General features: G+C 33.9%; 16 protein-coding genes. 11 read left to right on the forward strand and 5 right to left on the reverse strand.

Annotation, left to right across the window (positions count from 1 at the left end; genetic code table 11):
• Positions 1-3 precede the first annotated feature (3 nt).
• The 10 genes from GMC_RS0113940 (at position 4) to GMC_RS0113985 (ending at position 8756) form a co-directional block, all read left to right on the forward strand.
• Positions 4-399, forward strand: a complete 396-nt coding sequence (locus tag GMC_RS0113940) for a hypothetical protein (protein WP_010522729.1) — start codon at positions 4-6, stop codon at positions 397-399.
• A gap of 44 nt (positions 400-443) precedes the next feature.
• The gene (gene sufC / locus GMC_RS0113945) at positions 444-1196 is read left to right on the forward strand and encodes a Fe-S cluster assembly ATPase SufC (RefSeq protein ID WP_010522730.1); all 753 of its coding nucleotides are present in this window, start codon (positions 444-446) and stop codon (positions 1194-1196) included.
• A 94-nt stretch (positions 1197-1290) separates the two neighbouring features.
• Complete coding sequence (sufD, locus tag GMC_RS0113950; protein ID WP_010522731.1) at positions 1291-2604, forward strand: Fe-S cluster assembly protein SufD; 1314 nt, start codon at positions 1291-1293, stop codon at positions 2602-2604.
• A gap of 73 nt (positions 2605-2677) precedes the next feature.
• Positions 2678-3589 carry a glutaminase gene (locus tag GMC_RS0113955; RefSeq protein ID WP_010522732.1) on the forward strand — a complete coding sequence of 304 codons (912 nt, stop codon included), beginning with the start codon at positions 2678-2680 and terminating at the stop codon, positions 3587-3589.
• Between the two features lie 165 nt (positions 3590-3754).
• Entirely contained in the window at positions 3755-4969 is a 1215-nt protein-coding gene (locus GMC_RS0113960; protein ID WP_010522733.1) for an aminotransferase class V-fold PLP-dependent enzyme, read from the forward strand.
• Positions 4970-5059: 90 nt separating this feature from the next.
• Positions 5060-5482: a SufE family protein gene (locus GMC_RS0113965; protein WP_010522734.1), complete on the forward strand. Its 423-nt coding sequence runs from the start codon at positions 5060-5062 to the stop codon at positions 5480-5482.
• A 97-nt stretch (positions 5483-5579) separates the two neighbouring features.
• A complete protein-coding gene (locus GMC_RS0113970; protein ID WP_010177875.1) occupies positions 5580-5903 on the forward strand; it encodes an SUF system Fe-S cluster assembly protein in 324 nt (107 codons plus the stop codon).
• Between the two features lie 128 nt (positions 5904-6031).
• Positions 6032-6538, forward strand: coding sequence for a DUF2480 family protein (locus GMC_RS0113975; protein ID WP_010522735.1), 507 nt, complete (start codon positions 6032-6034; stop codon positions 6536-6538).
• A gap of 222 nt (positions 6539-6760) precedes the next feature.
• On the forward strand, positions 6761-7702 hold the full coding sequence (locus GMC_RS0113980; protein WP_010522736.1) for a DUF3078 domain-containing protein: 942 nt from the start codon (positions 6761-6763) through the stop codon (positions 7700-7702).
• Between the two features lie 154 nt (positions 7703-7856).
• Positions 7857-8756, forward strand: coding sequence for a DUF3078 domain-containing protein (locus tag GMC_RS0113985; RefSeq protein WP_010522737.1), 900 nt, complete (start codon positions 7857-7859; stop codon positions 8754-8756).
• 74 nt (positions 8757-8830) lie between these two features.
• Here the strand turns inward: GMC_RS0113985 and GMC_RS0113990 are convergent, their stop codons facing one another.
• The 3 genes from GMC_RS0113990 to GMC_RS0114000 form a co-directional block, all read right to left on the reverse strand.
• Positions 8831-9445: a thioredoxin family protein gene (locus GMC_RS0113990; RefSeq protein ID WP_010522738.1), complete on the reverse strand. Its 615-nt coding sequence runs from the start codon at positions 9443-9445 to the stop codon at positions 8831-8833.
• 100 nt (positions 9446-9545) lie between these two features.
• The gene (aat, locus tag GMC_RS0113995; protein WP_010522739.1) at positions 9546-10190 is read right to left on the reverse strand and encodes a leucyl/phenylalanyl-tRNA--protein transferase; all 645 of its coding nucleotides are present in this window, start codon (positions 10188-10190) and stop codon (positions 9546-9548) included.
• A gap of 72 nt (positions 10191-10262) precedes the next feature.
• On the reverse strand, positions 10263-10646 hold the full coding sequence (locus GMC_RS0114000) for a DUF3127 domain-containing protein (protein WP_010522740.1): 384 nt from the start codon (positions 10644-10646) through the stop codon (positions 10263-10265).
• 142 nt (positions 10647-10788) lie between these two features.
• Here GMC_RS0114000 and GMC_RS0114005 point away from each other — a divergent pair, with 142 nt between their 5' ends.
• Positions 10789-11937, forward strand: coding sequence for a sensor histidine kinase (locus tag GMC_RS0114005; protein WP_010522741.1), 1149 nt, complete (start codon positions 10789-10791; stop codon positions 11935-11937).
• Positions 11938-11973: 36 nt separating this feature from the next.
• On the opposite strand, the gene GMC_RS0114010 is transcribed toward GMC_RS0114005, so the two are convergent.
• Together GMC_RS0114010 and greA are read right to left on the reverse strand one after the other, a co-directional pair.
• Positions 11974-12363 carry an HIT family protein gene (locus GMC_RS0114010; RefSeq protein WP_010522742.1) on the reverse strand — a complete coding sequence of 130 codons (390 nt, stop codon included), beginning with the start codon at positions 12361-12363 and terminating at the stop codon, positions 11974-11976.
• Between the two features lie 35 nt (positions 12364-12398).
• Positions 12399-12875, reverse strand: a complete 477-nt coding sequence (gene greA / locus GMC_RS0114015; protein WP_010522743.1) for a transcription elongation factor GreA — start codon at positions 12873-12875, stop codon at positions 12399-12401.
• Between the last annotated feature and the right edge of the window lie 36 nt (positions 12876-12911).

Here is a 12911-nt window from a genome sequence, read left to right on the forward strand (position 1 = left end):
ATTATGAAAAAACTAGTCATTCTTGCAGGTTGCCTTTTAACGATGTTATCATGTAAAAACGATCCGAAAACAACAGCACCTGATGCAACCGAAACAGAAACAACAGCTACAAACGCTGAGGCAGAAATTACATTAAATGCAGAATTTATTCATGTCGCTGATGCAGCTGTTCTTAAAGGTAAAGATTTTATTTACGGCGTGGTTTTAGACGAAAAAGCACAAGAATTATCTAAAAAAGTAGCTCCCTTAAAAAAGGATGAATACGACATGGTAGGTGTGGTTGTAAAAGGGTTAATAAAACCAAATCCTGCACCAGAAGGTTGGGAGCAAGTAGTGGAAATTAAGGATATTGTTGCGGTATTGCCTAAAGCGGCAAGTCCAAAAAATGAAAATGAATAATGGATACCTTCCTGTAAAAGGAATGAGTGTCAAAATATAAGTCAATGTTAGAGATCAAGGATTTACACGCTAGTGTAGAAGACAAAGAAATTTTAAAAGGATTAAACCTTAAAGTGAATGCTGGTGAGGTGCATGCAATCATGGGACCTAACGGAGCAGGAAAAAGTACTTTAGCTTCAGTTGTTTCCGGGAAGGAAGAATACGAAGTTACTTCAGGTACTATTTTACTTGATGGTGAAGATATTGAAGAACTTGCTGCGGAAGAAAGAGCGCATAAAGGAATCTTTTTATCATTTCAATATCCTGTTGAAATTCCTGGAGTTTCAGTAACAAACTTTATGAAAACGGCAATTAATGAAACGCGTAAAGCTCGTGGGCTGGAAGAAATGCCTGCGCGTGATATGCTGAAAAAAATTAAAGAAAAGTCGGAGTTGCTTGAAATTGACAGCAAGTTTTTATCGCGTTCATTAAACGAAGGTTTTTCGGGTGGTGAAAAAAAGCGAAACGAAATTTTTCAAATGGCAATGCTTGAGCCTAAAGTGGCTATTTTGGACGAAACTGATTCAGGTTTAGATATTGATGCATTGCGCATTGTAGCTAACGGAGTAAACAAACTTAAAGGTAAGGATAATGCGGTAATTGTAATTACACACTATCAACGTCTGTTAGACTATATTGTGCCTGATTTTGTACACGTATTATACGATGGTAAAATTGTAAAATCAGGAACTAAAGATCTTGCTTTAGAACTTGAGGAAAAAGGATACGACTGGATTAAGGAAGAGCAAAAAGCATAAATTGGTTTTCGGTGCATAGTTTTCAGTTTTTGGTTGTTGTCAAATAATCAAAAAAACTATAAACCGATAACAAATAACTGAAAACCAAATTGGAATGGAATTAAAAGAAAAATTAGTCTCTTCATTTTTAGCTTTTGAAGCAGAAGTTGACACTACTAATGACATACATGATATCCGTACGGAAGCCATAAAAAGCTTTGAAAAATACGGGTTTCCTACCAAAAAGCTTGAAGCCTGGAAGTATACTTCACTAAATAGTGTACTAAAAAATGATTTTTCATTGTTTCCAAAAAAGGAAGCTGTCATTGAATTTAAAGATGTTAAGCAATATTTTATAAGCGATTTAGATTCTTATAAAATTGTGTTTATTGACGGCGTGTATTCTTCACATTTATCAGGTACTACCCATGATAAAATTGATGTATGCCTAATGTCATCCGCTTTAACGCAAGATCGTTTTAAAGCTGTAATCGACGTATACTACAACAAAATTGCCAAAGAAGATGGGTTGGTTTCTTTAAATACAGCGTACGCAAGGGAAGGCGCATATATATACATCCCTAAAAATACGGCAGCAGATAAGCCAATACAAATCATACATTTTGCTACAGGTTTGGAACAAGCAAGCATGTTACAACCACGTAATTTAATAGTTGCGGAAGATAATACCGAGGTAACTATTATTGAGCGTCACCAAAATCTATCGGACAAAAAGGTGTTTACTAATTCGGTTACTGAAATATATACAGGTAAAAACGCACATGTTGATTACTACAAAATTCAGAATGATACCGATACTGCAACTTTAATCGATAATACTTTTGCTGAGCAACACTCTAATAGTTTGTGTTCAGTACATACTTTTGCTTTTGGAGGGGAAATTACACGTAACAATTTAAACTTCTTTCAAAAAGGACAAGGAATTGATTCCATATTAAACGGAGTGACTATTCTGGAAGGGAAAGCTCATGTAGATCACAATACATTAGTAGAACATCAGCAACCAAATTGCGAGAGTCATCAGGATTATAAAGGTATTTTTGATGAAAAATCCACAGGGGTTTTTAATGGTAAAATTATTGTAGATCAGGAAGCGCAAAAAACAAATGCGTTTCAGTCAAATAACAACATTTTATTGAGTGACAAAGCTACTGTAAATTCAAAACCCCAGCTTGAAATTTTTGCCGATGACGTAAAATGCTCGCACGGATGTACTATTGGTCAGTTAGATGAAAGTGCGCTGTTTTATATGCGATCACGAGGCATTGCTCCTAAGGAAGCCAAAGCGTTATTGATGTATGCATTTGCAAATAATGTATTGGAAACAGTAAAAGTACCTCAGTTAAAAACAAGAATTAATAAAATAATAGCAAAAAAACTAGGTGTTAATCTTGGTTTTGATTTGTAATACTATTTTTAAACTTAAACAAAAAGCTGCGGGTATTTAACTTGCAGCTTTTTTTGTATAATTATAAATTTTCATGGTTTTTAGTACCCTATTCTCGGAACTTTATCACAGTATAAAAAAAACACCAAACTCAGGTGAAGTAGCACAGTATATTCCTGAGTTGGCACTAGTAGATCCCAATAAATTTGGAGTAAGTTTAGTAAAGCTAAATGCTGAAAATTTTCATTTTGGCGATGCTCAGGAAAAATTTTCCATACAAAGTATTGCAAAAGTGTTATCACTTACGCTAGCCTATAAAATTTGCGGTGAAAAGTTGTGGGAACGTGTAGGGGTGGAACCTTCAGGCACGGCTTTCAATTCATTAGTGCAGCTGGAATACGAAAAAGGCATACCGCGTAATCCATTCATTAACGCGGGAGCATTAGTGGTAGCTGATGTATTAGTTTCAGAATTAAAAAACCCTAACGATGATTTTTTAGCTTTTGTAAATCAATTATGTCATACTCAAGTTTCGTATTCCAAACAAGTAGCAGCTTCTGAAAAATCATGTGCTTATGTAAATACAGCATTAATTAACTTAATGAAATCTTTTGGCAATATTAAAAATGATATTGATCAGGTTATGGATTTATACTTCAATTTATGTTCAATTGAAATGACGTGCCAGGAACTTTCGCAAACATTCCTTTTTTTGGCAAATGACGGTGTTTGTCCATTATCGGAGCAAGAAATTATTGACCATAGCAAGTCAAAAAGAATAAATTCCATAATGCAGCTTTGCGGATTTTACGATGAAGCTGGAGAGTTTTCATTTAAAGTGGGCTTACCTGGCAAAAGTGGTGTTGGTGGAGGTATTGTAGTAGTGCGTCCGCATGAGTTTAGTATGGCCGTGTGGAGTCCAAAATTAAACGCTAAAGGGAACTCGTTTTTGGGCACTAAATTTTTGGAAAAGTTTACCACTAAAATTGATTATTCAATCTTTTAGATTTTGTGTTTTTTTAATAGCTGTTTTTAATGTATTTACTGCACAAATCTTAACTTTGTTAACTAATTTATGTAGGTATTTTAAAGCTTTAGGTTTGGTAATGAAATCTAAAACTAGCCTACAAATAATGCTGGTAATTAACTGGCACTTTTAATTAAAAATACTATGCTGGATATTCAAAAAATAAGAGCTGATTTTCCAATTTTAAAACGAAAAGTTAATGGAAAGCCATTGGTGTATTTTGACAATGCGGCAACCTCGCAAACACCACAGGTAGTTATTGATGCGATAGCGGATTATTACAGTAATTACAACTCAAATATTCATCGTGGCGTGCATACGCTTTCGCAAGAAGCTACGGATGCGTATGAGGTAGCACGAAAAAAAGTGCAAGCGCATTTTAATGCAAAACACGATCACGAAATTATTTTAACCGCAGGAACTACCCATGCAATTAATATTGTGGCTACAGGATTTACTCAGTTTTTGGGTGAAGGTGATGAGGTTATTGTTTCTGCTCTGGAGCATCACTCCAATATTGTGCCTTGGCAAATGCTTTGTGAGCGTACAGGAGCCACTTTAAAAGTGATTCCCATGAGCCAAGAGGGTTCATTGTTGATGGACGTTTACGAGCAATTACTAAGCGATAAAACAAAACTAGTCTTTGTAAACCATGTGTCTAATGCATTAGGAACTGTAAATCCTATTGAATTTATTATTGAAAAAGCCCATGCTGTTGGTGCTGCAGTTTTAATCGATGGTGCACAAGCAACTCCACATATGAAACCTGATGTACAAGCGCTTGATGTGGATTTTTACGTAGCATCAGCTCACAAACTTTGTGGACCCACTGGCGTTGGATTATTATACGGAAAAGAAACTTGGTTAAACAAGCTTCCTCCCTACCAAGGCGGCGGTGATATGATTGACCAAGTTACCTTTGAAAAAACCACCTATGCAGGTTTGCCTTTCAAGTTTGAAGCTGGTACACCAAATATTTGTGGCGGTATTGCCTTTGGAGTGGCGCTGGATTATATGAATAGTGTTGGTTTTGATCATATTGCTGCTTATGAGAAAGAATTACTGGACTATGCGACTAATGAATTAAAAGCAATTGAAGGTTTGCAGATTTACGGAGAGGCTGACGAAAAGACAGCCGTTATCTCCTTTAATGTGGGAGCGATTCACCCATATGATATTGGTACAATTATTGACAAATTAGGGATAGCGGTACGCACAGGTCATCATTGCGCGCAACCCATCATGAATTTTTATAAAATCCCTGGAACAATTAGAGCTTCTTTTGCATTTTACAATACTAAAGAAGAGATTGATGTTTTTGTTACCGCGGTTAAAAAAGCAGTAATGATGTTGAGCTAGTGGTTTTTATGGTATTAAAGCTACTACACAAAAATAGAAAATTATAGTTAAATCCAGTAGCAATATGCTAAAGGCAAACAGCTTAAAAATATGAGCATAAAAGAAATACAAGACGAAATCGTATCGGAATTTGAAATGTTTGACGATTGGATGCAGCGATATGAGTATATGATTGATTTAGGTAAAGATTTACCACTAATCGATGAAAAGTATAAGACCGATAAAAATATTATTAAAGGTTGCCAAAGCAAAGTGTGGGTGCATGCTGATTTGGATGGCGAAAAATTAAATTTTACTGCCGATAGTGATGCTATCATTACCAAAGGAATCATTGCCATACTGATTCGTTCATTTTCAGGACAACACCCTGCGGCAATCATTGAGGCGGACACCGACTTTATTGATAAAATTGGATTAAAGGAACACTTGTCGCCAACACGAGCCAATGGCTTGGTAAGTATGATCAAACAGCTTAAAATGTATGCTGTGGCGTACCAAACGCAACTAAATTAAAGCTATTTGCTTGTAGCAACGATTAAGCTTAAAAATTAATAAGTAACTTAGTTAAAAATAGCGCTGGTAGCTTAGCTAACGGCCAATAGTTAAAAAAATGAGTACAGATATAGATACAAACCAATTAGGTGAAAAAGTAGTAGCAGTACTAAAAACCATTTTTGATCCTGAAATTCCTGTTGATATTTATGAATTAGGCTTAATTTACGATGTTTTTGTGAACGAAGATTATGACGTAAAAGTATTAATGACATTAACAACTCCTAATTGTCCGGTAGCGGAAACTCTTCCGGTAGAAGTGGAAGAGAAGATAAAATCGATTGATGCTGTAAATGATTGTGAAGTAGAAATTACTTTTGATCCACCGTGGAGTCAGGATCTAATGAGCGAAGAAGCAAAATTAGAGCTGGGAATGCTTTAAGTTGATTGTTTAGAATATAGAGAATAGAGTACAGAAACTAGAAGTAAGACGTAGGACTTAAGAGAATTGAATATTTAGAGAGTATATAAAATTTTTTCAACTTTCAACCCTAAAGCTTCAACCTTTTTATGGACGAAATAGTAAACAGAGTAGCCAATAGTAAATTAGTTACAATCGATTTAGAGGATTGGTACGTTGAAGGAGTGCGTACCGTTTTTGATATTAAAGATTGGCTTTTTGAAGGGCTCCTGCTACGTGAAAAAGATTTTAGACAGAAAGTAAAAGCGCATGACTGGTCGCAATATCAGGATCATTTTGTAGCGCTAACGTGCTCCACCGATGCTATTATTCCTGGGTGGGCATTTATGTTAATTACTACTGCAATTGCCCCTTACGCAAAAAAAGTGGTCATAGGGGATTTAACGCTACTAGAAACACAATTATATGAAACTCAAATAGCCGCTATTTCAATAGCTCAATATAAAGACAAACCCGTAATAATTAAAGGCTGCTCCAATAAACCTGTACCCGAAAATGCATATATAAGCCTAGTACAAAAATTACAGCCTGTGGTTAAAAGTATAATGTATGGTGAGGCATGCTCTTCAGTGCCGTTGTATAAATCAAAAGCCTAAATTTTTAGTTTATACGTAAATATTTGATTATCAATAATTTATTTTATTATTAATTAAATTTTATATTATATTTGAATATGATTTGAACAAATTTTAAATCAAAATCGCATTTAAACTGATTTATATGTATTTAACCTAAATTTTTTGAACATTTTTTTTGATTGGAAATGCTCTTTTCAATCATAGCTTATATTTGTCATATAAAAATTACATATCATTATCATGAAAAAAATTATTTTATCAATAAGCATTATTGCTATAAGTGTTTCAGCTTTTGCACAAGAATCTAAAAGCGAAGATGAATTAAAAAAAGAATTAGGTGCTAAAAAAGCTTCTATTTCAGCTTTAGAAGGAGAGGCGGCAGCTATACAAGCAAAAATTGACGCTTTACCAGGATGGAAAAAAGGAGTCTTTGGTACAATAGGAGGTAGTATAGGTGGATTTGATAACTGGTTTACACAAGCATCACCAAACAACTCTACAGGTACTATTGGACTATCAATTAACGCATTTGCCAATTTAAATAAAGAAAAATATTTTTGGAGAAATTCTTTGAATATAAATTTAGGATGGGTAAAATTCGATGATAAAGATGATAGCACTGATGATGATTCATTTCAAACATCTACTGATATATTCAATATAAGTTCTTTATATGGCTATAAATTGAGTAAAACTTTTGCTGTTTCTGTGTTAAGTGAATACAGAACAGCTGTACTTGAAGGTGCATTTAATGATCCTGGATATCTTGATATAGGAGTTGGGGGAACTTGGACTCCAATAAAAGACTTAGTAGTTGTTATTCACCCATTAAACTATAATTTTGTGTTCAGTGATGGAGAATCTATGTATGAATCTTCATTAGGAGCTAAAGTAGTAGCAGATTATACTCGTAAAATAGGAAGTGTAAGTTTTAAAACTAATTTATCAGCATTTTTAAGTTATGAAGATTCTGATTTTTCTAACTGGCAGTGGACAAATAGTTTAAGTTACACTTTATGGAAAAAAATTGGTGTAGGTTTTGACTTTGGTTTAAGGAGTAATAAGCAAGAGGCATTTAATGCACAGCTGTTAACAGTAGCTGATCCTGAAACTTTTAAATTAGAAAATGCAGATAATAAGTTGCAATCTTTTTGGAATTTAGGACTGAGCTATGCTTTTTAATAAATGGTAATAATACAATAGGATTATTTTGTAGTGTATAAATTACATAAAGATTCATAATAGTAGTAATAGTTGATAAAGCTTGTTGAGGTAAATTTCAACAAGCTTTTGTCGTTAAAAAGGATATTTTTATCTTTGAACGACATAAATACTTATGAAAAAGCTACTTTACGTATTTTTAATACTTTCATTTTTTGGCTATAGCCAAGAAGAGGAAAATACAATTAAGGTAACTGACACAGTAACAGTTCATCCCCAAGCAGTAAGTACATCACCTTGGCAGGGGAAGGGATCATTTTCCGTATTAGGAAATCAAACCTCATTCAACGATGACTGGGTTGGTGGAGGGATTTCCAATTTAGCCGTAAATAGTAGGTTGGAGTATGAAATGAATTATAAAAAGGCACAATGGACCTGGGATAACCGTATAAATATGGCGTACGGAATTACTAAGCTAAAAGAGAAAGATCGTGTACGTAAAACGGATGATTTGATAGAAATTAGCTCAGTAGTCGGTAAAAATACAGGTAGCGGTTATTGGAGCTATTCGGGCTATTTTAATTTTAAAACACAGTTTGCCAAAGGGTATAACTTTGACAAGAATGATTCACGAACTTTAGTCAGTAGGGGTTTTTCGCCAGCGTATTTTCAACTTGGTCCAGGTCTTTTATGGAAGAAAAACGAAAACTTCCAAATAAATTTAGCACCAGCAACTACACGTTTAATATTGGTAGATAAGTTTTTTACTAGAGAAAAGGAAGCTTTTGGTGTGGACCAAGGGGAAACCAGTAATATTGAATTTGGAGCTTCCATAGCAGGTGCACATAAATTTGAACTATTTAAAAACGTAACGCTGGAAAATATATTAAAATTGTATTCTAATTACTTGGAAAAAGTTTCTAATGTGGATATAAACTATACGCTAAATATGGTATCAACTATTAATAAGCACATGACCGCTAATTTTAGCTTTCAAACCATATATGATGATGATACTACAGGAAGTTTCCAAGTGCGTCAAATGATAGCTTTAGGTGTTAATTATGCATTATAGTATGGCATAAAAAAGCTTGCTGAAAATACAGCAAGCCTTAAATTTAGTCTGCAATTCTTATCAGTAGACGTATATTATACCAATTTGGATAAATCTTCAGCTATATTGGCACCTTTATCCTTATTGTACCAAATTTGAAGGTCCTGTTTAAACTCAGGCGTCAATTTTCCGTGGGCTTTTTTATAATCATTAACCATTTGGGTAGCTTTAGTAGGTCTAGGTCCCCAAGAGTTTATAATTTCATTCTTTTTGGCATCAAACGCTATCAATTTAGGAATAGATTTTCCGCCATTAGTTAAAAATTGATTCATTAAATCATCATTTTCATCCCTTAATACTACTCTAAAATCGATATTTTCATTTAATTCCGCCAATTTATTAATTACAGGAAGTGACTGAGCGGCATCACCACACCAACTTTCAGTGAGTACTACCCATTTTATTGGCGAAGCTACATTTCTTATTTTTTCGCTAATTGAAGCATCAATTTTTATTGTTTTATCTAGGCGTTTCATACGACGATCGTTCAACTTACTATATTCCAATAAAGCTTCATTATCTGGATCGTTTCCTGTGGATTTATGTTGTTCAATAAGACTGCTTACCTTTTCGCGATATTCAGGATAGCTTAAACTGTTTGCTAAACTGTTATTTAAAATTTCTACGGTTGCTGATGTAGTTGTTTCCATAATTATATCTTCTATTATGTTTTTATAGTCGTAATTCTTCAAAAGTCTTACATTTACGTTATACAGGCGATAAAAAAATCCATTTTTGATAAAGTTATTTCTATTTGCTTTGTAGTGCTTTCATAAAATCAGTTCGGGAAATTTCAATGGCTCCTAAACTTTCCAAATGGTCATTGTGCATTTGACAATCTATAAATTTGTACTGTTTTTGCTGAAAATATTGGCACATGTATATAAAGGCTACTTTTGATGCGTTGCTTACCTCAGTAAACATACTTTCGCCACAAAAAATCTTTTGATCTTTTAGATTTACTCCGTACAAGCCACCAACAAGCTTGGTTTCCTGCCAAACTTCTACCGAAAGGGCAATACCAAGTTGATGTAATTTGGTGTAAGCATTAATCATGGTTTTGGTAATCCAAGTGCCCGTTTGATTTTTACGGGTTTGATTAGCGCAGCGCGTAATTACTGCTTCAAAATTTTGATTAATAGTTACTGTAAAAGGTTTTTTTTTAAGCAATTGCCGCATGGACTTGCTTATTTTAAGGTTGGGAAATAACAATACCATTCGGGGATTTGGGCTGTACCATAAAATAGGTTGATCAGCTTCAAACCAAGGGAAAATACCACTTTTGTAGGCTAGTAAAAGGCGTTCGGAACTTAAGTCGCCACCAATAGCAAGTAAACCATGGTCATCAGCTTGTATTACGGGAGGGAAATATATAAGCTCGTCTAACAGGTACATGGCTTAAAAATAAAAAAAGCTATTCACAAATGAAGTCATTGTAAATAGCTTTTTATAAAATTATAGTATGATTTAAAACGGTAAATCATCTTCTTTTTGATCGTCTGAAAAGTTGGTAGCAGGCTCAAAAGCATCTGCTGGGGGTACTGGTGGAGGAACACTTCCTTGTGCTGCTGCGGGTTGTAAAGCTTCAATTCTCCAGCCTTGGATGGAGTTGAAATATTTAGTTTCTCCCTGTGGGCTAACCCACTCTCTACCACGTAAATTAATGCTTATTTTTACATCCTGTCCAGGTTGGTAAGCGTTTAGTAGATCACATTTATCTTGTACAAATTGAATTGAAATGTGTTGTGGATATTGCTCTTCAGTAGTAACTACGATATCTCTTTTTCTGAATCCATTGTTTCCAACAGTTTCTGTATTTCCAACTAATTTAATTTTTCCCTGAACTTCCATTTGGTAATAGCTATTAAAATTCTAAAGAACAAAAATACAATTTTTACAATGGTTACATGGGCTTCTGTTTGTTTAAGTATTAACAATTTTAAGATACTTTTGAGCAAGTTTTAATTTCAAATTAAAATTGTAATTTGAGCGCATGAATTTTGTAGCTCGAAAAAATTTTTCGCAAGTATTTATTATTGTTGCGGCGCTAAGCATTATAGCACTAATTTTATGGAATACCAGTTTGTTTTTTGAACGTTTGAAAAATGTAGAACGGGATAAAATGGAAATTTGGGCGCAATCGCAAAAATCATTTAGTACCGAGGATCAAAATGATTATTTAGAACTCAATTTACTAATTAGCCGAAGTAATAATAACATTCCCATTGTTGTAGTTGATCAAAATGGCGAGGTAAATTTAAAAGCGAATATTTCGGAAAAAATTACCGATGATCCTGAAAGATTTAAAGCCTATATCAAAGAGATTAGAACTCAAAATGAACCTATAAAGATCAATATTTTAGGTGGTGGTACGCAATATTTGTATTACGGAAATTCACCAATTTTAATTAAATTAAAGTATTACCCAATTGCTATTGTTTTGGTAGTATTTTTATTAATTGGAGTAGTGTATTTCTTTTTTAATACTTCTAAAATAAGTGAACAAAATAAGTTATGGGCTGGAATGGCAAAGGAAACAGCGCATCAAATAGGAACTCCTTTATCCTCATTAGTTGGTTGGGTGGAATATTTAAAATTGGAAAATATTGACCCAAGTCACCTTGTGGAAATGGAAAAGGACATTACCCGATTACAAACAATTACGGAACGTTTTTCTAAAATAGGCTCCATACCAAATTTAAAAGAGAGAGATATCGTTCATGAAACTAGGGAGGCTTATGAATACTTAAAAGCCAGAACTTCTAATTTAATTGAATTTTCCATTGATGTTCCTGATAAAGAGATCAAAGTTGCTTTAAACCGTCAGTTATACGGTTGGACTTTTGAAAATTTAGTTAAAAATGCAGTGGACGCCGTAAAAGGTAGGGGTAAATTACATGTGCAATTGGCGGAAGATGACAGGCATGTTAAATTAGAAGTTCACGATAACGGAATTGGTATTCCTAAGCATAAATTTAATACTGTTTTTACACCAGGATACACATCCAAAACAATAGGATGGGGACTTGGTTTGTCTTTAGCTCGCCGAATTATTGAAGATTACCATGAAGGAAAAATTAAAGTGAAGGCATCAGAAATAGGAAAAGGTACTGTTTTTGAAGTTTCACTTAAAAAATTGTAAAACATTAACATGTCATATAAAACTATATGAAAAAATCTACAAATGAGACGCAATATCGTTTGCTAATTTTTGCATTTCAGAATCTGTTACACTTGTTTTGTGAGAAAATGTAGCATCTTTCATTTCATTTAAAGGAATTAAATGTACATGTACATGGGGTACTTCTAATCCAATAACACTTAGTCCGACACGTTTACAAGTAACAGTTTTTTCTAAAGCTTTGGCAACTTTACGCGAAAAATCAAACAAACCTTTGTAAGTGGCTTCATCCAAATCAAAAAGCTGATCAACTTCTTTTTTTGGAATACAAAGCGTATGACCTTTGGTATTAGGATTAATATCTAGAAAGGCATAAAAATTTTCATCTTCAGTAATTTTATATGAAGGAATTTCACCATTAATGATTTTTGTGAAAATTGAAGCCATGCTCAGTAAGTTTTAAATAAATGGTTTATATAGAATTAATCGCGAGATAGTGCTATTACGTCAAATTTCATGATGCCATTAGGCACTTGAATTTCAGCAACATCTCCAACGCTTTTACCAAGTAAACCTTTGCCAATGGGGGAGTCTACTGAAATTTTACCAGTTTTTAAATTAGCCTCGCTTTGGGCAACCAACTTGTATTTCATTTCCATACCGTTGGTTTGATTTTTAATGGTTACGGTGGAGTGTATTAATGCTTTTGTAGTATCTAATTGAGATTCGTCAATTAAACGAGCTCCAGCAAGTACTTCTTCTAATTTGGAAATTTCCATTTCAAGCATTCCCTGAGCTTCTTTGGCGGCATCGTATTCAGCATTTTCACTCAAATCACCTTTATCACGAGCTTCGGCAATGTCTTGAGATGCTTTTGGTCGCATCACATCTTTTAGATGATTCAATTCATCACGTAATTTTTTAAGTCCTTCAGCGGTATAATAAGATACTTTACTCATAATTATAAACGTTATATAAACACAAAATATCCCACT

This window comes from Aquimarina agarivorans, assembly GCF_000218485.1.
GTDB lineage: Bacteria > Bacteroidota > Bacteroidia > Flavobacteriales > Flavobacteriaceae > Aquimarina > Aquimarina agarivorans.